Source organism: Mesorhizobium sp. M4B.F.Ca.ET.203.01.1.1, assembly GCF_004791025.1.
In the GTDB taxonomy this organism is placed as follows: domain Bacteria; phylum Pseudomonadota; class Alphaproteobacteria; order Rhizobiales; family Rhizobiaceae; genus Mesorhizobium; species Mesorhizobium abyssinicae.
In genome coordinates, this window is record NZ_SRUO01000017.1 from 106,940 (window position 1) to 131,473 (window position 24,534).

20 protein-coding genes and 2 pseudogenes are annotated in these 24,534 nt (G+C 58.0%); 19 read left to right on the plus strand and 3 right to left on the minus strand.

The genetic code is table 11. The features are described 5' to 3' along the window. Positions 1 to 38: 38 nt before the first annotated feature. The 15 genes from EN846_RS27655 to EN846_RS27730 all read left to right on the plus strand — a co-directional run bounded on the left by EN846_RS27655 (position 39) and on the right by EN846_RS27730 (position 15,927). Positions 39 to 1,187, plus strand: a complete 1,149-nt coding sequence (locus tag EN846_RS27655; RefSeq protein ID WP_091597856.1) for an ABC transporter ATP-binding protein — start codon at positions 39 to 41, stop codon at positions 1,185 to 1,187. A gap of 1 nt (position 1,188) precedes the next feature. After that, positions 1,189 to 2,139, plus strand: coding sequence for a sugar ABC transporter permease (locus EN846_RS27660; RefSeq protein WP_091597853.1), 951 nt, complete (start codon positions 1,189 to 1,191; stop codon positions 2,137 to 2,139). Continuing rightward, positions 2,139 to 2,972: a carbohydrate ABC transporter permease gene (locus tag EN846_RS27665; protein WP_029354774.1), complete on the plus strand. Its 834-nt coding sequence runs from the start codon at positions 2,139 to 2,141 to the stop codon at positions 2,970 to 2,972. The genes EN846_RS27660 and EN846_RS27665 overlap by 1 nt, the downstream gene beginning before the upstream one ends. Positions 2,973 to 3,015: 43 nt before the next feature. After that, positions 3,016 to 4,266 (plus strand): ABC transporter substrate-binding protein, encoded by a 1,251-nt coding sequence (locus EN846_RS27670; protein WP_029354776.1) that lies wholly within the window; start codon positions 3,016 to 3,018, stop codon positions 4,264 to 4,266. 61 nt (positions 4,267 to 4,327) lie between these two features. Beyond that, on the plus strand, positions 4,328 to 5,137 hold the full coding sequence (locus tag EN846_RS27675; RefSeq protein WP_127400336.1) for a phosphodiesterase: 810 nt from the start codon (positions 4,328 to 4,330) through the stop codon (positions 5,135 to 5,137). Beyond that, on the plus strand, positions 5,134 to 5,865 hold the full coding sequence (locus EN846_RS27680) for an HAD family hydrolase (RefSeq protein ID WP_127400337.1): 732 nt from the start codon (positions 5,134 to 5,136) through the stop codon (positions 5,863 to 5,865). Before EN846_RS27675 ends, EN846_RS27680 begins: the two co-directional genes overlap by 4 nt. A gap of 577 nt (positions 5,866 to 6,442) precedes the next feature. Continuing rightward, entirely contained in the window at positions 6,443 to 7,225 is a 783-nt protein-coding gene (locus EN846_RS27685) for a metallophosphoesterase (RefSeq protein ID WP_189523701.1), read from the plus strand. Then, the gene (locus EN846_RS27690; protein ID WP_091597848.1) at positions 7,222 to 7,917 is read left to right on the plus strand and encodes an HAD-IA family hydrolase; all 696 of its coding nucleotides are present in this window, start codon (positions 7,222 to 7,224) and stop codon (positions 7,915 to 7,917) included. Before EN846_RS27685 ends, EN846_RS27690 begins: the two co-directional genes overlap by 4 nt. Before the next feature lie 673 nt (positions 7,918 to 8,590). Further along, entirely contained in the window at positions 8,591 to 9,790 is a 1,200-nt protein-coding gene (locus EN846_RS27700) for an IS256 family transposase (protein ID WP_127284308.1), read from the plus strand. Positions 9,791 to 10,080: 290 nt separating this feature from the next. After that, on the plus strand, positions 10,081 to 10,800 hold the full coding sequence (locus EN846_RS27705) for a GntR family transcriptional regulator (RefSeq protein ID WP_029354792.1): 720 nt from the start codon (positions 10,081 to 10,083) through the stop codon (positions 10,798 to 10,800). Positions 10,801 to 11,826: 1,026 nt separating this feature from the next. Beyond that, positions 11,827 to 13,113 (plus strand): DegT/DnrJ/EryC1/StrS family aminotransferase, encoded by a 1,287-nt coding sequence (locus EN846_RS27710; protein WP_095521241.1) that lies wholly within the window; start codon positions 11,827 to 11,829, stop codon positions 13,111 to 13,113. A gap of 18 nt (positions 13,114 to 13,131) precedes the next feature. After that, the gene (locus tag EN846_RS27715) at positions 13,132 to 13,887 is read left to right on the plus strand and encodes an aspartate kinase (RefSeq protein ID WP_127282364.1); all 756 of its coding nucleotides are present in this window, start codon (positions 13,132 to 13,134) and stop codon (positions 13,885 to 13,887) included. Continuing rightward, complete coding sequence (locus EN846_RS27720) at positions 13,884 to 14,714, plus strand: nucleoside-diphosphate kinase (RefSeq protein ID WP_236370659.1); 831 nt, start codon at positions 13,884 to 13,886, stop codon at positions 14,712 to 14,714. The genes EN846_RS27715 and EN846_RS27720 overlap by 4 nt, the downstream gene beginning before the upstream one ends. Beyond that, complete coding sequence (locus EN846_RS27725; protein ID WP_127282365.1) at positions 14,711 to 15,391, plus strand: methyltransferase; 681 nt, start codon at positions 14,711 to 14,713, stop codon at positions 15,389 to 15,391. The genes EN846_RS27720 and EN846_RS27725 overlap by 4 nt, the downstream gene beginning before the upstream one ends. Further along, the gene (locus EN846_RS27730; protein ID WP_051695334.1) at positions 15,388 to 15,927 is read left to right on the plus strand and encodes a hypothetical protein; all 540 of its coding nucleotides are present in this window, start codon (positions 15,388 to 15,390) and stop codon (positions 15,925 to 15,927) included. Before EN846_RS27725 ends, EN846_RS27730 begins: the two co-directional genes overlap by 4 nt. Positions 15,928 to 16,505: 578 nt before the next feature. Here EN846_RS27730 and EN846_RS27735 read toward each other — a convergent pair. Continuing rightward, entirely contained in the window at positions 16,506 to 17,294 is a 789-nt protein-coding gene (locus EN846_RS27735; protein ID WP_189347427.1) for a MurR/RpiR family transcriptional regulator, read from the minus strand. A 728-nt stretch (positions 17,295 to 18,022) separates the two neighbouring features. Here EN846_RS27735 and EN846_RS27740 point away from each other — a divergent pair. The 3 genes from EN846_RS27740 (at position 18,023) to EN846_RS35325 (ending at position 20,824) form a co-directional block, all read left to right on the plus strand. Continuing rightward, complete coding sequence (locus tag EN846_RS27740; RefSeq protein ID WP_108722861.1) at positions 18,023 to 18,889, plus strand: sulfotransferase domain-containing protein; 867 nt, start codon at positions 18,023 to 18,025, stop codon at positions 18,887 to 18,889. A gap of 699 nt (positions 18,890 to 19,588) precedes the next feature. Beyond that, positions 19,589 to 20,479 carry a DsbA family protein gene (locus EN846_RS27745; RefSeq protein ID WP_236370657.1) on the plus strand — a complete coding sequence of 297 codons (891 nt, stop codon included), beginning with the start codon at positions 19,589 to 19,591 and terminating at the stop codon, positions 20,477 to 20,479. A gap of 204 nt (positions 20,480 to 20,683) precedes the next feature. After that, on the plus strand, positions 20,684 to 20,824 hold the full coding sequence (locus EN846_RS35325; protein WP_164746818.1) for a hypothetical protein: 141 nt from the start codon (positions 20,684 to 20,686) through the stop codon (positions 20,822 to 20,824). Between the two features lie 399 nt (positions 20,825 to 21,223). On the opposite strand, the gene EN846_RS27755 is transcribed toward EN846_RS35325, so the two are convergent. Beyond that, positions 21,224 to 22,417 (minus strand): TlpA disulfide reductase family protein, encoded by a 1,194-nt coding sequence (locus EN846_RS27755; RefSeq protein WP_245460610.1) that lies wholly within the window; start codon positions 22,415 to 22,417, stop codon positions 21,224 to 21,226. A gap of 714 nt (positions 22,418 to 23,131) precedes the next feature. On the opposite strand from EN846_RS27755, the pseudogene EN846_RS27765 reads away from it, so the two are divergent. Further along, positions 23,132 to 23,453: pseudogene (locus EN846_RS27765) on the plus strand (hypothetical protein); the annotation flags it as partial. On the opposite strand, the pseudogene EN846_RS27770 reads toward EN846_RS27765, so the two are convergent. Continuing rightward, a pseudogene (locus EN846_RS27770) lies at positions 23,450 to 24,534 on the minus strand (NAD-dependent succinate-semialdehyde dehydrogenase); the annotation flags it as partial. The pseudogenes EN846_RS27765 and EN846_RS27770 overlap by 4 nt on opposite strands.

A 24,534-nucleotide genomic window follows, 5' to 3' on the forward strand; every position in this document is an offset into this window, starting at 1 on the left:
CACCGATAGAAGTCACGCCCACCGAAAGGGAACTCGGAATGGCAGCGTTAGACCTTCACATCGACGACATCGGCAAGCGGTTTGGCGCGATTGATGTCCTGCGCGGCATCTGTCTAAGGGTTGCTGCGGGGGAGTTTGTGACACTGCTGGGGCCGTCCGGGTGTGGTAAATCAACGCTTCTTCGGATCATCGCGGGGCTGGAGCGTGCCGACCAGGGCCATGTGCGTGCAGGCGGCAGGGGGCTGGACGCGGTGGCGCCGAAGGACCGCGACCTAGCCTTCGTGTTCCAGAGCTACGCCCTTTATCCGCATCTGAGCGTGCACGACAACATTGCTGCCCCGCTGGTCATGCGTGAGCTAAGCAGCTTGGAACGGCTTCCTGTGATTGGCGCGCTGCTGCCCGGAGCCATCCAACGCAAACGCTCGATCCAGGAGCGGGTCCGGCAGACATCAGGGCTTCTCAAGCTCGACGCGCTGCTCGAGCGTCGACCGTCGGCGCTGTCGGGCGGGCAGCGCCAGCGCGTGGCTTTGGGACGCGCCATGGTGCGCAAGCCGAAGATCTTCCTGATGGACGAACCCTTGGCAAACCTGGACGCAGCGCTGCGCATCCATACGCGTGGCGAGATCGCACGGCTTCACAAGGAAATGGAAACGACGACTATCTTCGTTACCCATGACCAGGCCGAGGCGGCAGCGCTTTCAGACCGCGTCGCAGTCATCTTTGGCGGCGAACTCCGTCAGGTCGCAGCCCCTGCCGATCTCTATCGCGAACCCGTCGATCTAGACGTAGCGCGCTTCCTGGCGCAGCCATTCCTGAACGAGCTGGCAGTGGCCGCACCTATAGGCGGCGCGCTCATGATCGGCGGCAGCAGGATCATCATTCGCGATGCGCTCGGATCCGGGCTGGCCGGAACGCTGGCCTTCCGCCCCGAGCATGCGACCCTGGCTGAGAAGGATCATCCAGGAGCCCTGCCGGTTCGCGTCACGCGCATTGAGCACGCAGGGATCGACGCTCACGTCTTTGTCGATGCCGAGGCCGGCGCTCAGTTCGTCGCCCGCATTTCCGCCGAGCGCGCGCGATCACTGCGTGACGGCGACAATCTGGGACTGACCATCGACGCTGAACAGGCATGGTTCTTTCCTTCCAACGGCTCGCGCCAGCGTGGCGATCACAGCGGGGCAGCCTGACATGGCCTTAGCCAACGACATTCCGCTCAGTTCCTTAGCTCCGAACACTGCAGGCAGCTACCGGCCGGCTCGGGCCCAGGCGCAAGCTGGCATAATTCTGTCCGTGCCGGCGACGCTGTTGCTTGTTGCCCTTGTCATCGGACCCGCCATTCTTGTCTTCTTTCTGTCCTTCACGAATGCGTCGCTCGGCTTGGCCGGAATCCAATTCATCGGGGTTGCTAATTATACGCGCATGTTGACCGACCCTGGCTTTGCTCAGAGTCTGCGCAACACCGCGCTCTATGTGGCTGTGGTCGTGCCGACGGCAATCGGGTGGGGGCTGCTCGTCGCCGTTTTGATCGCTAGATCACGGTTCGCAGTTCTCTATCGAACCGCTTACTTTCTGCCCGTGGCTGCAAGCTTGGTTGCTCTCGCGACCGCGTGGGAAGCAATCCTGCATCCAAGTCTGGGTTTTGCCAACACGCTGCTGCAGCTCCTGGGCGCATCGCCCGTCAGGTTCCTGTCCGACCCGGCGACGGCCATATATGCGCTCGCGGCGATCGGCGTCTGGCAGTTGGTTGGCTTCAACATGATCCTTTTCCTGGCTGGCCTTTCGACCATTCCAGAGGAGCTCTACGAAGCTGCGACTATCGACGGGGCGGACAGGGGACTGAAGCGCTTCCTTCTGGTCACCTGGCCGATGCTGGCGCCAGTTACGGTGTTCGTCACCGTGATGACAATTATCCGCGCCTTTTCGGTTTTCGAAACGGTCGCGGTCCTCACACAGGGAGGGCCGATGAAATCTACCTCCGTCGTTCTTTACACTTTTTATGAAGAAGGTTTCCGCTTCTTCCGCGTCGGATATGCTTCTGCGATCTCCGTTTCCTTTTTTGTCTTCGTGACTTTCCTGTCGCTCGTCCAGATGCGCGTCTCCGAGCGTCGGGCGCGCTGGAAAGCAAATGGAGGCCAGTGATGATCCTGGGGCAATCTTCCTCTTCCCGCATTGTCTCGCATGCTGTGCTTGTCACCGGCGCGATCATCATGGTCTTTCCGTTTCTGTGGATGATCCTTGCCTCGCTGACGCCACAGAGCGAGATCTTTGACGGCAGCCTGCTTCCAACGCCGACCCTTCACGGCGCAATCGACAATTACGGCACTGCGCTCTCGGCAATTCCGCTGCTTCGGTTCATGGCAAATGGCTTTGTCGTGTGTCTGGCAATTCTTGTGTTGCAGATCGCGATCGCCATCCCATGCGGCTATGCGCTGGCCAAGCTGTCCTTCCCGGGCCGCCCTATTCTGCTTGTCGGCGTCCTGCTCGGCCTTCTGGTGCCGGTGCAGATACCAACCATCCCGATCTACATAGCCCTCGCAAAATCCGGACTGCTCGACAGCTATGCCGCTCTGGTTCTGCCCTGGATCATTTCGGTGTTTGCCATCTTCCTGTTCCGGCAGTTCTTCGTGACCTTTCCCGATGAGGTGCTCGACGCGGCGCGGCTCGACGGTTTCAGCGAGCTATCGATCGCCTGGCGGATCATGCTGCCAGCAGCTTGGCCGGCCGTCGTCTCCTTCTCGATCTTCTCTATCGTGGCCCATTGGAACGATCTTTATTGGCCAATGGTGGTGATAACCAATCCCGACATGATGACGGCTTCGCTCGGCATTGCCTATTTCCGGCAGGCCGGCGAGGGCGCCGGAAATGTCGGTGCGCTGATGGCGGGGGGCGTTCTCGTAACTGCTCCCTTGGTCTCTTTTTTCCTTCTCATGCAGAAACATTTCATCCGAGGTCTGGTGCTCGGCCGACACTAGCTCCGTCTCTAAAAACCCCCATCTCAAAACTCAGGAGAGCAATGTGAAAACAGTTGCAATGATCCTTGCTGCCGGTGTCGCAGCGGCAGCCATGCCAGCGCAAGCCGAGACGAAACTCAATGTCTATTACGCCTGGCCCGAACACGAAGTGATCCACAAGCCGATTGCAGACCGCTTCATGGCGGACCACCCGGAAATCAAGATCAGCTTCCGCGCTGCTGCGCCGAGTTATGACGAAGCTGTCCAGACGTTGATTCGTCAGAGCATGGCAGGCGAGTTGCCGGACGTTCACTATGTCGGCTTTAACGTGCTCCGTCCGCTCGTCACGCGCGGGCTCGTAAAGCCCATCGACGATCTCGTTGCCGCCGATCACCTGGCCGATAAGGGCTACACGGAACAAATCCTGTCTCTGGCAAGAATCGAGGGCCATCTGTACGGACTTCCCTTCGCCATGTCGACGCCGGTCGTTTATTACAATGCCGATCTCGTGAAGCAGGCGGGCGGCGACCCCGACAAGGTTCCGACCGATTGGGACAGCTTCGTCGCACTGGCCGGCAAGGTCGGTGCGCTCGGCAATGGAACGTCCGGCATGTATTACCAGCTCGGCTCGGACGACTGGGCCACGCAGAACCTGGTACGCAACTTCGGCGGCCAGATGATGAACGACAAGGAGAGCGACATCGCTTTTGACGGTCCTGCAGGCCAGGCTGCCGTCAAGCTGTTCAAGCGGTTCCACACCGACGGCGCTCAGCCGGCGATCGACTCCCATGCCGCCCGGCAGCTCTTCACCTCTGGCAAGCTCGGCTTCTTCTTCGCCTCTGCCGGCAGTGTGAGCGGTTTCGAAGGTGAAATTGGAGATCGGTTCAAGCTCCGCACAGCCAAGCAGCCGCTCGGCGCTGAAGATGCGACGATGCCGACGGGCGGCATGGTTGCGATAATCCTTACCGACGATCCCGCCAAGCGCGCCGCCGCCTGGGACTACGTCAAGTTCACCACAAGTCCTGAAGGCCAGAGCATTGTCGTGCCGAATACTGGTTATATGCCGACCAACACGCTTGCCCTCGACAAGGATCATCTCGCCGGCTTCTACGATAAGCACCCGAACTGGTACACCAGCGTGCTTCAGACGCCCCGCGCCCGCCCGTGGTTCTCCTGGCCTGGTGATAACGGCGTGCAGATCGGGGAGGTCCTCCGCGACGAGATGACGGCTATTGCGCTTGGATCCAAGGAACCGGAAGCCGCTCTCGCAGACATGGTGTCCGAGGTTCGCGCACTCCTGCCGAAAACGAACTGATCGCCTCGTCCGAGACGCTGCACGCTCCTGTGCGGCATCCCTCCCTTTTTCGGGATTATCCATGAAACTCATTCATCTGACCGACCCCCATCTTGTGCCGTTAGGCGCCATGCTCTTCGGCTTCGATCCTGCCCAACGGCTTCGCAAGACCATTGAGCGCATCAACCGCGATCACGCCGACGCCGAGCTTTGCGTCGTGACTGGCGATCTCACTGACGAGGGAGATTTCGCTTCCTATGTCCTACTTCGCGAGGTGCTGCAGGAACTGTGCGTGCCCGCCCGCCTTCTGCTCGGCAATCACGACAGCCGCGAGAATTTTGTTCGGGCGTTTCCTGGAGAGCCGCGCGATGAGAACGGCTTTATCCAGTCGGTTCACGACGGATCTGCCGGGCGCCTCATTTTTCTCGACACATTGGTGGAAGGTTTCGGTCATGGCTCCTTGGACGATGGTCGGCTCGAGTGGCTGCTGGCCCGGGTGGCCGAGGCGTCGGATGTGCGGGCCTACCTCTTCGTCCATCATCCGCTGCAGCCGATCGGCCTGCCGCATTTCGAACCCTGGAGCACCGAGAATTGGCGCCCGATCATGCAGGCGATTGTCAGCGCCGGCAATGTGCGGCACATTTTCCACGGCCATGTGCATGTCGATGTTGGCGGCACCTGGAGCGGCATCCCTTTCAGTGCAAACCGCGGCGTGGCGCATCAGATCATTCCACATTTCACGCGGAGAGACGCGGACTTCGTCGAGGATGCGCCCGCTTTTGACATCGCGATAATCGACGTTGATGGGGTCCTGGTGCATCGCTTCGAAGTTAGCGACCGACATGTGGTCGAGGTCTCCGCAGAAGGTTGGGTTCCCGAGGGCATGCAATGAATCAACAGGCCTCTTATGAACTGGTCATCTTCGATTGCGACGGCGTTCTGATCGATAGCGAGACGCTGGCAAGTCGAATCGATGCCGAAGAACTTACCCGCATTGGCTATCCCATGTCGTATTCTGATGTGATTCTGCGGTTTACCGGCCTTTCCTCAGCCACCATGCGGAAAATGATCGAAGAAGACTGGGGCCGCCCTCTACCCAGCGACTTCGACGTCATCGTGCAATCCCGGATAAAGGAAAGCTACCAGACGGAACTGCAAGCGATCAGCGGCATTGACCAACTCCTGCATCAGTTGCGATTGCCGCGCTGCGTCGCATCGAGCAGCGCCCCCGACAAGCTGCGGCTTGGTCTTGAACTGACGGAACTTTGGGCATACTTCCATCCCCACGTGTTCAGCTCCGCCATGGTAAAGGCCGGTAAGCCTGCACCGGACCTCTTCCTGTTCGCTGCCGCCCAGATGGGCACTAAGGCAGCGCGCTGCGTCGTTGTCGAGGACAGCATTGCAGGCGTTCGAGCCGGTGTGGCCGCGGGGATGATGGTGATCGGTTTCACCGCGGGCGGCCACTGCCACGACGACCACGGTCAACGATTGCTGTCAGCCGGCGCTGCGGTGGTCGCGCGATCAGCCGAAGAACTTAGCGTCCTGCTGATGACGAGCGAAGTCCAGCCCAATACAAAATGGGAGGAGGCGGACCCGGTGGCAGCAGGTGCCGTAAGGTGAACTGCAGCAGCTTTCCATCCACTCAACCCCACAAAAATGTCTTCCTATACCGACTGTCCCGGCGATTCCGTCCACTTGACATAAATCCGAACAAAGCTCCCTTGCATTCGATATCGGCGAAGTCTGACAGGCGGATGCGGCATGGGGCGGGCGCGCGCAAGCGACACTCAACGGTGTTCGACCGAGCTGCTCACAAATTACAATTGAGGGTCAAGAAGGAGCATTCGTGTCTGCGTGGGGGAACTCACCGGAGCTCGAAGCACAGGCCCGTGGCACCGTTTCGATGATGGACGAGTTACTTCATGATCAACCGAAAGCGATAGCGACCGAGGTCCCTTATGCGGCCCGAGCATTTACAACTCGCGACATTTATTGGCCGTTCGTCGGTCAACTGTTTGCTTGGAATCGAACACCTCGATCCGGGCGGCAGAGAGGGTCGACCCCTCACTGCTCACGGTTCGCTGTCAGACGCCTGGAATAGATGGTCACCACAACGACGGCAATCAAGTGGCCTGACGCAGCAGCGGTCTCTTGTCCCACTTCCTCCCAGGGTCGGGCCCAATCTGAGTGTGGAGCAATGCAGAAAATCATTCATATCACGGATCCTCATTTTGTTGCCCCTGGCAAGACGCTTTACGGCATCGATCCGGCGCAGAGATTGCGCGACACCTTGGACCATGTCTCGCGCGTACACGCAGATGCCAGGCTCATCCTTATTACCGGCGATCTTGCTGATACAGGCGATCCAGCCGCTTACGCACTCTTGCGCGAGATCTTGTCGGAGGTCCGGCTCCCGGTCCATTTGACGATCGGCAACCACGATGACCGCGGCGCATTTCGAGGCGTATTCGGCGGGGAAGGATTCGTTCAGGCGGCTGTCGACTTGCACGACTGGCTCGTCGTCTTGCTCGACACAAAGGACGACATCAGCCATTTCGGTTGTCTTGACGGTGGCCGGTTTGAATGGCTGCAGGACCAGCTTTTCCGTGCCGCCGGCCGACCAGTCGTGGTTGCTATGCACCATACGCCGGCGGATTTGCATGTGCCTTGTTTTAAGACGAGCGATATGAAGGAGTCCGATCGGCTCCTTTCCATCCTTCGGAAAAACGCATCGGTCCGCCACATGCTCTTTGGTCACCGGCATGTTGCTGCAGCAGGCAGTTTGTCGGGCATATCGTTTACTGCCAGCCGTGGCACGGCGCAGCATATCGTTCTGGACTGGGAACAATATGGCAAGCCCATATTTGTGGCGGCTGCGCCATCATACGATGTCGTCATGTTGGACGGATCGGATGTCGTTGTCCATCGTCACGAGGGACTTGATCAGCTGCCTGTCATTCGTCCCGGTGATCCGAAATGATGGCTTCACCATCGATCAAAACGTCCGATCGGTCGCGGCCTCGACTGATCATCTTCGATTTTGACGGCACCCTTGCGGAGACGGAAATCGTAGCATCGGAGGTGATTTCGGCAAAACTTGCCGCGGAAGGTTTCCAGGTGCATCCAGATGAAATAACGGCAACGCTCTCCGGTGTTGAGCGAGACGATCAACAACGGCATCTGGAAAGACTTGTCGGTGTAAGCCTGCCGAAGAACTTCATGGAAACGGCCGCGGCTGAGATCCAGCTGGCCGCCTCTGGGATCCTGTCGGCGACACCTGGCGCGGTTGAACTGCTCCAGTGGCTTTCCATTCCCTTTTGTGTCGCATCGAACACATCTCGTTTCGAACTCATCCACCGCATGAGAGCCGCCAATCTCTTGGGGCTTGTAGGCTCACGGTTCTTCTCCTCCGATGACATCGGTGTCCGGAAGCCTGACCCTTCTGTGCTGCTATTGGCGGCGGAAATCATGGGCGTGTCTGCCAGAGAGTGCCTTGTCATTGAGGACAGCGTCATCGGTCTTAGTGCCGCGCGAAATGCAAATATGCGCTACTGCGCATTCGGGGGCGCCCGCCACCATACGAGTCGACTGAGGAATGACCTCCGGACCTTTGAGCCGGAGGCATTGTTGCTGAACTTGGCGGAACTTAAAGGTTTGCTTTGCCCAATGTAGAAAGAGGGCAGCGGCGTGGACGGTCCGCCGCGCCTGCATCCGGAACACCATACCCCGGCGGGCAGTGCAATGGCGGACAGGTCATCAAGCTTGGTGCGGGATGCGGTATGCGGTCTGGTCGCCAGCGGGCCTAGCTCACAATCCAGAATCGCGCATTTTGTTGCCTAAAACCCCGAGCTTCTTGGGGACTTATCTATCTCCAAACTCGTAAGTCAAACAAACAGCGGAGAAGCGTCGGTTTTGCGTTTTTGCCGTACTCGTGGCCTCTCTGGGTTTCGCGAGTTCAGGGTGGCGTTACCGGGGAGATTGAGCGCGATAGAGCCCGGCGACTGACACAGCACCTCGCCACTGAACTCGCATGTAAGACCGGAAATTGCGAACCTGAGCGCGGCCTTCCTACATTCGGTTGAGGCCTCAGCTCGCCTTCTCGACTACGCCCAGATCGAGCGCCTGACGGAGCGACTACAGAGTGCTACGCGTGTCGAAGCTCTTGGTATGGGCGTCTCCGCAATCTGCGCAGAGCTACTGTCACAGCCGCCTGATCTGGCTGGGATAGTGTCCTGAAGGTTCTGCAAAAAGCTCTGGAGAGAGAGAGCAGGCCTTGCCCTGAGGCGAGGCGGCCATGGCACGCTGGTGACGTTGCGATCACCGATTCCCGTGGAAGGGTAAGTGCATGACCAATCGAGAAGTTAGACTGAGCAGAGGCGAGTTGAAAGCGTTGCTGTTGTCGGATGAGGACGGCTTCCGCAGAGTTTTGCAGGCTGTCGTGCAGGAGGCTTTGGAAGCCGAGATGACGGAGGCCATCGGGGCCGAGAAAGGCGAGCGGACGGCGGAGCGGGTTGGTTACCGGTCCGGCTATTATGAGCGCAAGCTTGTGACGCGGGTTGGGGTCCTGGAACTTCGCGTTCCGCAGGATCGGACCGGCCGGTTCTCGACGGAATTGTTCGAGCGTTATCAACGCTCGGAGAAGGCACTGGTATCGGCGCTGGTCGAGATGTACGTGCAAGGCGTGTCGACCCGGAAGGTGAAGGCGATCACCGAGGAACTGTGCGGCCACGCCTTCTCGGCCTCGACGGTGAGCGAGGCGACGGCGCGGCTGGATGAGGCGCTGAAGGCGTTCTTTGAGCGGCGGCTTGCCGAACCTTACCCGTACCTCATCCTGGACGCGCGCTATGAGCGGGCGCGCGAGGCCGGCGTGATCGCCAGCCAGGCGGTCTTGGTGGCGATCGGGGTCGACTGGGAGGGCCGGCGCCAGGTGCTCGGTGTCGAGCTGGCCAACCGTGAAAGCCATTCGAGCTGGCGCGCGTTCGTGGCAGGGCTCAAGCAGCGCGGGCTTGCCGGCGTGGAGTTCGTCGTCTCCGACGACCATCCGGGGCTCAGGGCAGCGATCCGGGAAGTCCTGCCTGAGGCAGTCTGGCAGCGCTGTTACGTGCACTTCCTCAGAAACGCGCTCGATTATGTGCCGCGCAAGGTCGATGACGACTGCCTGATGGAGCTCAGATGGTTCTATGACCGGCGCGACCTAGCCGAGGTCAAGCGCGACCTGGCGCAGTGGATCGCCAAATGGCAGGCAAAATACCCGAAGCTGGTGGATTGGGTGGAGAACAACATCGAGGAGACGCTGAGCTTCTACCGGCTGCCGCTGCCGCATCACAAGCACATGAAGTCGACGAACATGCTGGAGCGGCTAAACCAGGAGATCAAGCGGCGCACCCTGGTCGTTCGCATCTTCCCCAACCCGCAGAGCTGTTTGCGGCTGGTTCGGGCATTGGCGGTGGAGATCCACGAGAACTGGCTCGAGGCGACCCGCTACCTCAACATGGATCACCTGCGCGAGCACAAGAAGGAGAGCCTGAGAGCACTGGCCGCCTGAGACGCGGCCCGCCATGTCCGCCGCTCCGCTAAACACGGGGGCTGCGCGGCGGACACGCCAACGTCACCGCTGAATGCCACGCCATTTTTGCAGAACTTGACGCACACAACCGGCTTCCGCATCCGAGCGCCGCGGCTGGCCATGGTCACACCTCATACGCATGGTGTATGCAGCTGAGGCGGCGCGCGGTGCATGCGTCATGTCCGGATGTCGAGAAATAGCACGCCGCAGAAACTCAAATTCTGCTAATCGAACGTTCAAAGGACGTCGAAAAAAGGGGAAGCGTAGAGATGTGGTTCTGCAAAAATGCGGCCCAATGTCGTCGGACAGAAATGCCCAGTTTGGCTATTGAAGCCAAGAAGAACGCAAAAGCCGATGCAGCCTACGACGCGGTACTTCAATTGCTCTACAGCAAATCCCACATGCCGGGGCAGCATCTCAGCGATAAAGAGCTAGCGTCCGACCTCAACATCGGCCGGACTCCTATACGCGAAGCACTTATCCGACTTGCAGCGGAAGGGAAGATCGTGTCCTTTCCTCAAAGGGGCTACTTTACGAGACCTCTGGTCGAGTGGGTTCTATTGGACTCGTATGTGGTGGCGCGCGAAACACTTACCTTCGCCCTAACTCGTACACGGACTCACCCTCTCGACCGAACCGCCCCCTCTGGTGAGTTATCTCCAACGGAGCTCGCTCTTCGAGCGGAAGAAATATTCACTGACATAGCTCTGGGGGCATGTAATTGCGAAATCTGCCATATCATCGACAAGTTCTGTTTCTGCTCTCATGCCCTTCGCATGGAAATAACCGCGTCTGAGCTTTCCCCGGCTTTTCGAACCAGTCTTGCAAGGCTAACTGACGCAATGCCTCAGCTCGGCAAGACTACGAGCGCAGTGGCATCCGCATTGACTAACCACCTTGATGTAGAACAGCGCGCAGTGTCGCGCGCTTTGCAAAATATGAGCAGGAGACAGCTGGCAAACTTCACGTTTACAAAGAAGTATTGGTGAGCGATTTTCGCCGACATCAGCCGAGTAGCTGAGCCATTCGGCTTGGGCCGTCGCAGGAGGGCTGCGGGTCCCGTGCGATATGATGCTGGAGGCGGTCAAGACACGCTTCGGATCGACGAGGGTGCCTCATCCGATCGAGACCTGTCGGAAAATGGCACCCCTACACCGGCAAGGAACACGCGCCTTCGCCTCTGCGCTGACCGCGTTACTTGCTCCACGCCCGTGAAGCGCCCCACTCCAGCGACGTGTCGGAAGCCTGGGTCAAAACCTTCAAGCGTGATTGCGTTCGCCTCACTCCTTGCATGATCACCCATGGTTCTCCGCCAGATCGCCCGGTGGGATGACTACAACGAGATACATCCTCACTGAGCGCTCAGAATACGATCCCGGGAGAGGTCATTCTGACACAAACCCACTAGCCGGAGTGTTCGCGAAAGGGGCTACTAACATTGGACGCCGGCCCTCGGTCCGGCGAGTGCTTCAACCAATTACGGAAGCTCGGGGTGCTCCCAGCTCGCCAAGGTTGGCTGATTATCTGGCCCGCGGCTTTGGCGGGATGATATTCCTGCGCATCCGCGCTGCGCTTTTTATCTTTTAAATGGTGCCGGTACGAGAGGCGGAAAAAGCAACCTCGCGTTGTCACTTCCGATACTAAAATATCTCAGATAGGAGGCTAAAGGTAGGCGGAGAATAAATAATATATCCATAAATATATTTCAGAGGACCACTTCCCCTTCTTGTCAGGGTCTATTAGGTGTTGATTTACGAAGGAGGGACTGCATCGTTCAGCGAGTTCATTTCCGACGAGGTTGACGCCTCATACGCCGGTTGCGAGCTTGAAAGCTCTTTCCTGAACTCAACGTAGCGAGGGCGCTACGGCGCCCAGCCTGTTCTCAGGAGCGACTCTGCTCTTGTGGGTTAGCCGAGCCTCGTTGCAAGACGCAAAAGTATGCGAGAGACGGGTCGGTTCGGCTCGTGACTTCGCGAGTGGCCGATGGCCGATGTAACACAACCAGGCTTGATCATATGACCAAGGATGTAAGCTTAGCCACGGCAGCAAGCACACGATGCGTCCACCAGAAGGACACTTCTCTTGCGCTCTTTGGAGGAGATCCCACGGTGCCGGCTGGGCGAGTTGTTCTTTGGCCAGCTGCGAAACGTAAACATTTGAAGGCGCTCGCAAATGTTGTCGAAAGCGGCAAATATCATCGCGTCAATCACCCTATGGTGATTGAGCTCGAAAAGCGGCTAGCGGATTGGTCGGGTAACTGGTCTGTGCGCGCCGTTGGAAGCGGCACAGCCGCTATTCACGTGGCTCTCGACTACTACCGGAACCGAGGTCGCCGAGTCGTTACGTCGGCTTTGAACTGGCCGGGAGCCGTCGGCCCAATCGCGATCAGTGGACTCGAACCGGTCTTTGTCGATGTTGAGCCAGACCTTGCCGGAGTTGATGAGAAGATGGCGGCCTCCCTCATCAAGCCAGGTGACGCGGCGACGCTCATAACTCATCTGTTCGGAAATAACCTCTTGGTTCCCAGCTTGAGATTCGCGGCGCGAGCGCGAGGCGTGGCGATTATCGATGATGTTTGCCAATCAATTGGCGCTGCGAAAGATATTGTCAATGGAGCTTACTTGGAGAGCGATGCACTCTCTCTCTCCGGCAACGGAGCTAAACACCTCGGGGCAGGTGAGCTTGGATTTGTCCTGACGAGGGACCCTGCTCTGATCCACCATGTAGATAATGTTTCGCTGACAAGCTCGTCGCGATGTGGAGCTAGGATATTCTCCCCGAACTCCAAAGGCTACAATTACCGACCCAATGTATTCTCTGCTGCCATTGCTAATCACAGGCTCAAGCAGCTTGACCGGCAGCTTAAAAAAAGGCGAAGGAATGCTAGGTTCCTTTGGCAGGAGATTGGCCACCTCTCAGGGCTTCTGCCTCTTTTCGATCCAGCAGATCATCAACAATCGATGCTGAATCTCCCGTTGCGTCTTGAGCCGGAAAAGCTCGGTTTTCTACCTGGCCCTACGGCCAGGGATTTCATCATTAAGCTTCTTCAAGCCGAGGGAGTTCCCGTTGCGGTCTGGCTGACGAAGCCCGTCTTTGAATATCTGCCGGATATCTGCGGCCAATGGTCAAGGACCGATTTTCCAAACGCCATGAAGATATTGAACACCATGTTTTACGTGTCGGAGATCGCTCCACCAAACGACGTTGAAGTGATGAAATTGTACGCGGCCGCGTTTCAAAAGGTCTGGGCAGCGCTTCCAAACCTAGCTTCAAAAATTCCTGAGATCGTATCTGTTGCCTGAGGGCGGGATGGCAAGCCGATGGACTGCTCAATAAAAGGTTTTCCACCATATGGCTTTTCGATTGTTCTCAAATTCGGCGGGAGCATCATGCGTGATCTTGCCGTGTGTAAGCTCGCACTGGCTGAACTTGAGCGTCTCGCCGATAAGGGCCATCGAATCCTACTTGTTCCAGGCGGCGGCATCCCGGACAAAGCAATTGAGGCGATTGATGCAGCCGAGCGATTAGATCCGTGTACCGCGCATCATGCGTGTGCTCTAGCACAGGACCAAACGGGGTATTTGCTTGCGGATGCCGCCTTCTCTTCCAAACTAGTTCCATCGGCCAGCCTAGGCGAATGCCGAACTCTCGCGAGACTTGGGAAGATTCCAGTGCTGCTGCCTTCCCGTTTGCTGTTTGCGGCTGACCCAGTGGAATGGAGTTGGGACGTCACATCCGACGCCGTTGCCGCGTGGATCGCTTGGTTAACTGGGGCACCACAGCTGGTGATTTTGACAGATGTCGATGGCGTGTATCGCGGTGGAGCAACCGACGATCCCGCTGCACTTATAGAGCAGATCGCTGCTCAAGATCTTGTCCTTCTCGGCCACACCTCGATTGACGCCTGCGCGGTCGAATTCATGGCGAAGAAAAGCCTTCCCGGCGTTGTGATTAATGCCCGTCATCCCGCTCGTCTCGCCGATTGGCTGGAAGGGAGACGCGTTAGAGCGACTAGGATCACCGTCGCGAGCAGGAAGGCCCATATCACAAGCGACCCTTTGGGGGGGGCGGCATGATGTCATCCACGGCGCTGATAGTGTATGGCCCGGAAGTCGCGCGCTCTGGCCTAACCTCGCTGCTCGACGAATTTATTCGCCGGCGAACCGGTTTGGAACTCTCGGAACGGTTCTTTTCGATTCATAGTCGCAAATCCATTGATGCGTTTTATACCCTTACCTGTTCCACCGGCGGGAAGCATTGGCCATTGGTGCTGGACTTATTCGACATGCGTCCGGTTTGCGCCACGATCTGGAGCGGACCTAATGCGCTGCACTTGTCGCAAAAACTGAAGGGTAACACACAGCCGGCCCAGGCTTTATCCGGCACCGTACGTAGTCTCTTTTTCTGCGATAATCCCGTGACGAACCTCCTTCATGTGAGCGATAGTCATCAAGTAATGGATGCTGAGCTGAGAATACTTAGGTGCCGGTCGTTGGGCGACGAAGCGACTGCTTGGATTTCTCTCGATTCCGGCTATATTGCCCATTCATCTTTCCAAATGTTGCTAAACGTTCTCGGCGACAGGGGAGCTGCGCCGATGCCGGACAATCGGAGTGATGGTAGCGCGTTTGCCCACGCAAGATTCTGTTACGACAGAGCACTCCTAACCGCAGCAAAGTCGGGCCTAACGACAGCCGTCCAGCGGTATTTCCAGGGGGATCGAGCCGGTCTAGAAGGCCTCTTCCGGTATGCACCCCTCCGCTCATCTTGGGACCGCCTCATTCTTGAGGCCGGTCTGTTTTCAATGCCTCTTTGGAATTGCTTACTGAAGCGAACCGTTGATGCCGTCGAGCCGGGAAAACAACCAGGCATGGCACCGCGCCGGAAGGCCGGAGAACAATGAGCGAACTTGATCGTATCAGGACAACGCTTCGGACAAGTCAACAAGCCACTTTCCCGCGTCAGATGCAGGCATTCGGACTGGATCTGGTCGTACAGGAAGGGGTTTTTCCTCCAGAGCACTTCCAGAGTTGGCGTTGGATTAGCGAGAATTTTCCCCCATTCGACGGAAAGACCGTCTTAGAAATCGGCTGCGGTTTCGGTCTTCCCGGCCTTCTGTTGGCAAAGACTGGCGCGCTGTCGTTGCTGACTTGTGACATCAATCCGAGGGCCGTCGCGAACACGTTGGAGAATGCTGCAAGAAACGGCATTAGTAACGTCGAGGTCATCGCAAGCGATATATTTAACAATGTTCCACCTGGCAGAAGGTTCGACATCATATTTTGGAACTACCCGTCGAGCTACGCTCCAGAAGATTACGAGTTTGTCCACGACCTCGAAGGTGGTGCGATCGATCCAGGGTACAACTTGCTCGAGAGATTTCTTTCAGATGGCCCAAGGTTCCTTACGGAATCAGGTCGTATCGTTCTTGGGTTCGGCACTAATGCCCGTGACGACCTTCTTGAAAAGATTGCGGGTTCAAATGATCTCACATCTGTGCTTCTGCGAGCCGGGACCTATCCCGACGTCAAAGTAACTTACAGGCTGTTCTCAATATCAAAGAAGGCCACAAGCGCATGATGCCCGAGCTGATGCGCATTGCGTTGGTCGCCATTTCGCGCAATCGGAGCAAAGATAGCTGGGTAGCGGGCAGTAGCGTCCTTTCGCAGTTCATCCAGCGTGCGCCGAACGACATTGACATTCATCATGTCAATTTGGCCGCATTCAATCAGGCTGTGGATAAGGATACCAGGGCTCTGGCGGACGCGGGGTTCTCCATTGCCACATCGCGACCTGCCGACGCGGAGCTGGAGATCGTATTCTTGAGATCGAACGGGACCCTGGCGATAAATTGGGTTCTCGAACAGGAACGACCGACGGCGTTAATCAACGATCCGCTTTTTGGGACAAGGGCGAGTTTCGCGGACGTCATCGCGCGAAAGGTCGAGATGCACCTGGAGAACCACCATTCGAAGCACAGGGATGATCTCCTTGCACTCCTGGAGCATTCCGCCTCAATCTCGGCCGAAATGAGTCTGGACCAATTGGTTGGTAGCATCTCCGCGCTAGACCTCGCGAAATACGTCAATACCAACCTTCGTGGCAGCACGCGATAGATGTCAGCCCCCAATCTCCCAGGAATTCCCGAACACCGTGGCAAACGTAGAAGTGGACATGGAAGAAGCTCGACCTGGTCCACCGATCTGTCGACCGGCAAAAGGAGCCGCTGACTTGCTGTCGGTGAAGAAGGAAGCTAGGATCTTGCCTGCCTTCCTGCGTCCCACGCTGCTGCGGCCGACCCATGCCCTCTCGAGGCCCTCCAGCGCCACTCAGTCGGCGAGCGCGCCGTCGAACCTTGCGCATGGACCGCCTAGGTCACGGAGTCGACCTGGTGCTGCAGCCTTGCCCAACGACGAGGAACCTGCCTTGTCCTCCGGTTTGATCCCGGTGTAGTAGTTCGTCAGCTTCTCAATTGTTGAAGCTTCCCCTATGATCACCAAACACCCGCGCGCCGTGGCAAGAGGGTTGCTCGGTGAGTTCGTCGTTTCCATGTAACAAGCACGCAGTACGCACAGTCGAAAGTGCGGTTCAAGTTTATCGCTTCAATGGCTCGTGCACGCGAGCACGCGCGACGAAGACCGAGGTGGGATCCGGAAATAACCTCGGAACTGCCCGAATTGGCCTTGGTGGGGATTCAGACTTCCGCCATCTGCAGACACTGGCAAAGATATTCGCTCAGCAACACCAGAGGCGGCACGTGCATCGCCGACCCGGCCTGTGGCCAAGCCTCAGCCGAGGTAAACAATACCACCTCGTCCGCAGTCCGGGCGATCGGGCAGTCAACGCGGGTCGTAATGGCAATCGTGTATGCTCCGGTTTCGCGCGCAATAGCCAGAAAATCCTTGGTTTCCACAGTGTGGCCACGCGACGAAATGCCAATGGCGAGGCTCAACGAGCCAAGCCCTCGCGCGAGAGCGTGAGACACGGTGGCGGACCCCGAGCAATGTGCGGGGAAACCTAGGCAGATCAGTCGCATGGCCAGAATATCAGCGCAGACGGATGACGGCCCCGTGCCGAACAGTTCGACGCATCGGGCCGCTCGGATGCGGTTGGCAAACCCACTAATTTGAAGGTCGTCAAAACCACGAGCGGACACGGAAATTGAGTTTTGTAAAGCAGAACTGAGGATGGCGATCCGAGGAGCTGTGTCTACAGCTTCTGATGGCGCGCGTTCAGCCAGTTCGCCGCTCAACTTCCGCCGCTCAATTTCGCCGCTGAGCGCAATCTTAAACTCGCGAAATCCCGCGAGTCCCAAGGTTCGGCAAAATCTTACAATTGAAGCAGAACCGGTAGCGGTGTTGCGCGCAAGGTCGGCAATGGACAGCGCCAGAACAGCCTCGGGGTCTTGTGCAACATACAGAGCTATACGTGCGAGCGCATTCGGAGCCGTGTTAATTGCATCATAGATGATGTCTAGCAGCAATTTCTGTGTATGTCGGGGCTTCCGCATGTGTCTTAGTGTTCGTTCCAAGCTGGCAGTCGACCCGCGAAGGCCTAGCAAAGCCCTGCATATTCGAGTCTCGCTGACGGTTCACTGACGCAGATCATAGACAAGGTCGATATCGGATTCCGGCTGCCGCTCCGTTCGCGCCCATGTCTCGGCAGTCGGGGCAATGGACGCGAGGGCATGCGCTCGGCCGCTCGCGAGGCGGTCTTGCGAGTGGCCTCGTTTAACGACGTCTCCTGGCCCGATGCTGTCAATGGAGCTTGCTTTACTGGCTGCGCATGCGCCGCGCAAACCGTGGTGTCCTCGTCGTCAGGGCAGTGGGGACGACTGCACGGCAACGCAAGCGGTGCCGTCTGGGAAAATATATTCATTAGTATATTGGCGACATAACCAATCTTACTTGCATTCTTCTATGATTAGGTTCATCGTCCGATCGAAAACGGGGGCATGACAAGGTGACTACATCTCTAGGGAACGCCGACGTGGCGTTTGGTAAATAGCTCATCTCAGCAAGTTGGCCACGAGCTTGCCGATGCCACCCGTACTAGCGGTTCGTCTCGCGGCTAGCGCATGCGACGGGCTTTACTTCTCTGGTACGGCAACAGAGGGCGCGACTGCTTGGGGTCAAGCTGGTCAGGAACTTGTCCTGTCGCGCATTGGCTCCGGCTGTTTAAAAAAGCCGCTGCAACAGTGAGGAAACCACAATGTTTCACCCGCTTCCAGAAGAGCTGCGCGATATCGCGGGTCAACCCTTTCCACTTTATCCCTGCTCGAATGAATCTTGGTCAATCAAGCCGACGGCCGGCCGCTCAAGCTCGCGGGTTATGATATGTTCCATTCCGAAGGCGGGCACCCACCTATATGCCCGTCTGCTTGGACTGCTCGGGCTTGTACAGTCCGATGTGTTCTTTAATAAAGACTATCTTGGAGACTTCCGCTTTGTGGATGTCGAGCGAGCTCGCTTCACTCATTCCGAAAATATTCTATGGATACCGATCGAGATATCCTCGCGCTTTATTCAGCCCGGTCAGTTTGGCTATGGGCATCTACCGTGCGACATCGGCACTCGCCATTGTTTAGCGGATTTCAAGATCGTCTTTCTTTCGCGCGAAATGCGTGCGGCAATTGTGTCGCAGATGCGATATGTAGGTGACAGCGATTGGTGCCCGCCTGAGAGGGCTGAGATTACGTGGCGCAATGAGCCGGACGGACCTGACAAAATGCTGAAGTACTTCGATGAGATCGCGCCTTTCATTTTCAATGATCGCTGCCATCCAGTGGCACCGTGGGCGGATCAGGAGAATGTTCTTGGATTGAGCTATGAGCAGATCATAGGCGACCAAGGACGCGAAGTTCAGCTCGAGACCATTCGCAGAATTGTAGAGTTTTGCGAGATCGAGCGGCCGCCGCAGCCTGAGCTGATCTTAAACCAGCTAATCGGACAGCAGACCTTCACCCTGTCCAGCGGGCGAACTTCGTGGGAGGCTTGCTGGAATGCCGAGATCGAGGCGCGGTTTACCGCGCTGGGAGGGACGAGACTCAACGAGCGATTCGGATTTGGTTCGAGATAGATTTCAGGCTGTCGCAGAGCCCGGCGATGGCAGGTACGCTCGGAGCCGCTCGCCGGACGTTTATGCGAGCGATATTCTGGAAAGGCGCGCTGACCACTGCCCACCTGCCGCCCGCGCAATCACTTCCTGAAGTGCCGACATCGCGATTGGCGCGGGGCTTGCAAGGACCCTTGGTGCAACGTTCGACCGGAGCGCAGCGACGGGAGATGCCCGGGAGGGAGGAACCTGCCTCGATCCGGTTAGGAGACAAGAATTGTTGAATATAATCCCGCACACCGCAGCGCGAGTCCCGCGCGCCCTAAGCCCTCTTATCCCAGCTTTACGTGCAGGTGTTTGCTGCAGTCACGCTCAGCCATCGCACTCGGCCGCCTGAAGCCGCTCGGCGAACGGCGACCGCGGGGGCAGTTCGCACGCACACAGCGCCGCTCACGGATGGGTCGGCTGTTGGGCCCAGCCATCCCACCGCATCTCTTCGAATAGCACGAGCCCCTTGACCTCCCGTCATCCGCGAACAGCGGGTGAGGCATTAAAGCGGTGCCCCCTTTGACGTCAAAAGGCCAGCCGTTGCCGCCCTGCCGTTCACTGTTAATTGGAGCCTAACCATGCCTTACGCCAAAAGCCGGCCGTATCGCTCTTTCAGCCCTAGCCCTGCTTTTTTTCGGGCTGGCGACGCAATATGGTCCAGTTGCCAAAGACTACGTGCGCCAGCATGAAAACCATAGCCGGCTCGTCGCGTTTTGGCGGAAGCTCATTCCAGAGCGGCGCGACGCACTCTTAAACGACGCCGCTGCGCCAACTGCTGGCAACCCGAATGGCGACGTCCCTCTCGTCTTATTTTTGGACTACAACTGCCCGCGGTGCCGGGCGGAAGACCGTACAATCCAGCAAGCCCTCAAGCATGATCCCATGCTGAAGGTTGTCTACAAACATTGTCCGGGCAAGAGACCGGGTTCCAAATTTGCCGCACTGGCGGCGCTCGCCTCCAGCAAACAGGGAAAATATGAGGCGTTCCATCACGCCCTTATGGCTGCTCGCGGCCAGCTCAGCCAATTCGACATCTTGACTATCGCACGACACGTTGGCCTCGAGGTTGAGCAGCTCAAGCGGGACATGGAAGACCGCGCCATCGAAAACGTCCTCGAGCGCAATTGCGCGCTCGCCAAGGAGCTGTACATCAACGTCACGCCGGCGTTGGTTCTCGGCGACGAAGTGATTTCAGGTGTGCTCAAGATTCACACGCTGGAACGCTTCATCGCCAAAGAGCGGGAAGAAGCTAAGCGTCGTGCCGGATCACAACTTCGGCATTTTGACAGCGTGGCGGCCGGTGCGATCCCGTTCTTTGGCCACGAGTGCCGCTTCTCGCGCCGGGCCAAATCTCTTATATGGCCCGGCAACGCGGTGCTAGCGTGCAAAGTCCTGCATTCAGCTCGCTTTCCTCAACTTGGCCGAACGCGATCGCACAGCTCGGGATCTATTCAGCCGGTCCTGGTGTTTCCGTTCCGCCATCGGCGTCTTTCACCGAAGCCTCGCCAGAAGATAGGCGGGAGGCGCGCCGACGCCTGCTTCAGATCGCGGCCGGCGCGACGATGATCGTCATGGGCTCTCGCCCCCCTGGGGTGATCGTACAAGTCCCGATTGTCAGAAGAATCTGTTGACGTGGACGCCTCGGCGCCAAGCTCGCGCCACCTGTCGACAGCGCGGCCCTTGGCGTGTTGGATAAAGCCGCAAAGCGGTTGCAAGAAATCCCGTTCGGATTGACGAAAATGACGGTGGCCGCACCCATGCACCTCGATCATGCCATTCAAGGCCGAGGCTCTGGTCGAGGTCACCTCATTGAGGATGACGGCGGCCGGAATTGCCTGGATCAAGCAGCCAACCGTGGTGCGCGACACCTCATTTATTGAATTGAGGGTGGCGCCGGTGTTCCGGCATTGAAGTCCTGATATCAATTGTGCGACAGGCTGCCTCATCGAACCGCTGGCGGAGGCAAGCGTGGGCTGCAGCACCAGATCACAGGCATGCCGCCAGCGAGGCCATCCCATGTGCTTAATGGCCATGCCGCCAAGATCGAATTCGCTACCCGCATGAAACCTTGGTGTGGTGGAGGTGTTGAGAGGCACCTGCGCTAGGCTGGCGAACGGTTAGAAGCGGGCAAAACCCGTAGCTCAGCTCATAGCCCGCCTAAACAAAGGCGGGCATCGTAGAAGGCCGCAGTCCTTCGGACTTAGGTCCAAAAGAGCGGCCCAGGTGATTTCGCAAGCCGGGCGGGGGTTTGCGCCGTTCGCATCAAGAGCTGTCCGCCCGGCCAATTCTGTCCCTCACATAAGCTGGCGGTCAGCCGCAAACGGTATACCAACTGTCGAATCGGCCATTGTTTGGAGCCGCACACAGAGCGCCGTAACAAACCTTCTCACCCTTGAAGTAGGCCAGGAACTGCAGCAAATGCGATATTTCGTCCTGTTCATCTTGGTCCCGGATACGCTCCGGACCGCCCTGCGATTTCAATGCCATCTCGATCAACTCGATCGCCCGATCTTTGTTGCCGCTCTCGTGATAGTACAGGGCTGCCAAACGATAAGGCAGGAGCTTACGTTTGTCGCTTTCCGGGGGATTCAGTGCCAGGATGTGTTCGGACAGCTGTTTTCCCATCGCCAAGCGCTCAGCAGACGGAAAGTGCGAATGGTCAAGGTTCGGAAAGAAGAGCTCGTCTAACGCCGCAACCATCCAATTCTCGGAGTTTCTGTTGATCGCGTCGCGAACGAATTGGCGCATGACGGGCAAGCCGACCTGCATGTCCTTCATTTTGTGAAGCAACAGATTCACATGAGAACGGCGGAAACCGAGGTTGTCCGGCATCAAGGCGATGCCTTCTTCGATCGCCGAGAGCGCCGTCTTCCAATCCTTTTTCTCCACCGCCGCCCGATATCTGTCCTTGATCGGCTTCTTCAGCGCTTGTTCGCGCGCTATGGGTTCGCCTTCCGCGATCCGCTCCGCATCGGCGGATTTTGCCTGATCGCTGGTGCGCCAGCTGCCGTTAAGCACCTTCGGCAAGACCTCATCGAGTTCCGTCGGTTCACCAATAAAGGCGATGCAGCCGTCTCGGTCGACCACGAAACTGGTGGGAATCCAGAAAGAAAAGCTGGGCTCCATCCAAAGCTTGTCCATTTCGCCTGTGGAGTCGAATGCGATCCGATAGTTCAGATTCGGGAACTTTTCCGTCAACCAAGCGTCCAACGTGCTTCGGGCCTCATCGGCCGTTGGAGCGCGTTCACTAGCCGCGACTCCTACGATCTCAACGCCGCTTTCCCTGTATTTCTCCTGCAGCTGCATCAGATGGGGCATCCCGTCCACACACGAACCGCACCAAGTTGCCCAAAATTCGACGATGTACACTTTGCCGGGCTCGAAGCTGGTGAGGGGCTCGCCACGCAGCCAGGTTTCCGCTTGAATCGAAGGAGCCGGGGACTCGATCTGCAACACCACGTTGTTCTCCAAAGCCGTTGTCAAAGGTTGTGAGATTTTCTGCACGAGCTTATTTCCCTCTCAGAGACGGCACACGGTTCAGGGGAGAGAACATCCTCGTCTGCTCCATTGCATACCGTCCTGCTGCAAGCGTTGCAAGGTCCATGCCAGCGGGCTCAGCGCGCAAGTGCATGAATATGCTTTGAAAAACCTCCGCAGTGCCCGGATGGCGGTTGGATTGAACCTGACAAGTTTCTGCCTTTGTCAGGTTTTGAACGCGCATTGCCCGTGTTTCGCGCCGCCAGAAAAGCGTGGCCCATCCGCACGATCCTGAAGCCCAAACCGTCGAACACGTGCGACACCGCCGCAATATGTCGTGCCATGCATCGATGCCAAGCGCCTCGGCGTTGAGCTCGCAGCACGCCAGAACATCATCGACGAGACGTTCAAGCTCGACCCGGGAACGGGAAAACGGCCCGAGGTTTGGCCTTGGTCGGGACGGCCGAACGGCAATATCGCCGAGAGGGAAAGACGCAGAAGAAGATCATCACACCCGGCGAGCCGAAAGTGTCGGCAAGCCATCGCAGAAGGCAGCAAACATGCAGGCCCAGACGTATCGCTGGGCGATCTGAGGGAGTGGCATACGTTGCGCGCCTGGTGCAGAAATTGCTCGCATCATGCCGAAGTAAGGTCGGCCGCGCTAATCCGCCGGTATGGCAAAGGCGCACTATTCAGCACGGTCGAGGGCACTTGGTTGCCCGGGAATTGACCGGCTCATCACTGGTCAGTGATAATGCCAGCCAGTTCATCTCGAACGCCATCCTCTCCTGCGCGGATCAGAACCGGTCGAATGGCATTCCATGCGCATGGCAAGCATCGCTATCGCCTGTGGCGCGCCGACTGCAACACCGCGCGGCCGCACTCCCAAATCGCCTGGCAGACACCGGCCAAGTTCGCCACCACCTTCAATCCGCGACGGTCGCTCGCGCTGCGCTATGCGAAAGGCTCCGCGCCAGCCCCCGTCGCTTCACCCGCCCAGCAGCGCACAACCCACGCCGGAAACGAACCCAAAACTGGAGAAACTCGGGGCGACGTCATTTAGATTCCACCCATGCAGAGGTACTTCATTTCGAGGTAGTCTTCGAGCCCGTGGCGGGAACCCTCCCGCCCGATGCCGGACTGCTTCATGCCGCCAAAGGGCGCCGCATCCGAAGACATACGCCCCGTATTGATGCCAATCATGCCATATTCCAATGCCTCGGCCACGCGCCAGACACGCCTCAGGTTCGAGGCATGGAAATAGGCGGCGAGCCCGTAAATCGTGTCGTTTGCCTCACAGACAACCTGATCCGCATCGTGGAAGCGGATGATCGGCGCCAACGGCCCGAAAGTCTCCTCTTGCGCAACCGCCATGATGCTGGAGATCTCGGTGAAGGCTGTGGGTTTGAAAAAGGTGCCATCCTTGCCGATACGTTTGGCCCCGCATCGATTATCCCACCCTTGGCAACGGCATCTGCGATGTGGGACTCGATCTTGGCCAAAGCATGCATGTCGATGAGTGGTCAGACGTCCACTCCCGGAGCGAAGCCGTCGCCAACCGATAAGTGCCGGACTTTCTCCACGAACTTCTCGACGAACTCATCGTGAACGCTCGATTGGACGTAAAGCCGGTTCGATGAAACGCAAGTCTGGCCGGCATTGCGGAACTTCGCCTGGATCGCGCCGTCAACGGCAGCGTCAATATCCGCGTCGTCGAAGACGATGAAGGGCGCATTGCCGCCGAGCTCGAGGCTGACCTTCTTGATCTGGTCCGAGCACTGGCGCATGAGCAGTCGGCCAACCTCAGTGGAGCCTGTATAGCTGATCTTTCGGACCTTGGCATTGGAGCAGAGTTCGCGGCCCCACGCGATCACCTTCGGACGCATAGACCAGGTTGACAACGCCGTCAGGAAAGCCGGCTTGCTGCGCGAGGGCAAATATTGCACCTGCCACGAGCGGCGTCTGTTCAGCAGGTTTGAGCACGATCGCGCAGCCCGCCGCCAGGGCCGGCGAGATCTTGCGCGCCACCATGGAGGCCGGGAAATTCCATGGCGTGATCGTGCCAACAACGCCGATGGGCTGCTTGATCACTAGCATTCGGCGGTCTGTCGAGGGTGCCGAGATCGTCTCGCCATAGACGCGAT

Bases quoted from the DNA above. Each gene is read 5' to 3' on its own strand.
- EN846_RS27710 (WP_095521241.1), top strand. From the start codon at position 11,827: ATGACCAAGGATGTAAGCTTAGCCACGGCAGCAAGCACACGATGCGTC.
- EN846_RS27740 (WP_108722861.1), top strand. From the start codon at position 18,023: ATGTTTCACCCGCTTCCAGAAGAGCTGCGCGATATCGCGGGTCAACCC.
- EN846_RS27680 (WP_127400337.1), top strand. From the start codon at position 5,134: ATGAATCAACAGGCCTCTTATGAACTGGTCATCTTCGATTGCGACGGC.
- EN846_RS27685 (WP_189523701.1), top strand. From the start codon at position 6,443: ATGCAGAAAATCATTCATATCACGGATCCTCATTTTGTTGCCCCTGGC.
- EN846_RS27720 (WP_236370659.1), top strand. From the start codon at position 13,884: ATGATGTCATCCACGGCGCTGATAGTGTATGGCCCGGAAGTCGCGCGC.
- EN846_RS27690 (WP_091597848.1), top strand. From the start codon at position 7,222: ATGATGGCTTCACCATCGATCAAAACGTCCGATCGGTCGCGGCCTCGA.
- EN846_RS27655 (WP_091597856.1), top strand. From the start codon at position 39: ATGGCAGCGTTAGACCTTCACATCGACGACATCGGCAAGCGGTTTGGC.
- EN846_RS27705 (WP_029354792.1), top strand. From the start codon at position 10,081: ATGTGGTTCTGCAAAAATGCGGCCCAATGTCGTCGGACAGAAATGCCC.
- EN846_RS27730 (WP_051695334.1), top strand. From the start codon at position 15,388: ATGATGCCCGAGCTGATGCGCATTGCGTTGGTCGCCATTTCGCGCAAT.
- EN846_RS27725 (WP_127282365.1), top strand. From the start codon at position 14,711: ATGAGCGAACTTGATCGTATCAGGACAACGCTTCGGACAAGTCAACAA.
- EN846_RS27715 (WP_127282364.1), top strand. From the start codon at position 13,132: ATGGACTGCTCAATAAAAGGTTTTCCACCATATGGCTTTTCGATTGTT.
- EN846_RS35325 (WP_164746818.1), top strand. From the start codon at position 20,684: ATGCCATTCAAGGCCGAGGCTCTGGTCGAGGTCACCTCATTGAGGATG.
- EN846_RS27665 (WP_029354774.1), top strand. From the start codon at position 2,139: ATGATCCTGGGGCAATCTTCCTCTTCCCGCATTGTCTCGCATGCTGTG.
- EN846_RS27660 (WP_091597853.1), top strand. From the start codon at position 1,189: ATGGCCTTAGCCAACGACATTCCGCTCAGTTCCTTAGCTCCGAACACT.
- EN846_RS27700 (WP_127284308.1), top strand. From the start codon at position 8,591: ATGACCAATCGAGAAGTTAGACTGAGCAGAGGCGAGTTGAAAGCGTTG.
- EN846_RS27675 (WP_127400336.1), top strand. From the start codon at position 4,328: ATGAAACTCATTCATCTGACCGACCCCCATCTTGTGCCGTTAGGCGCC.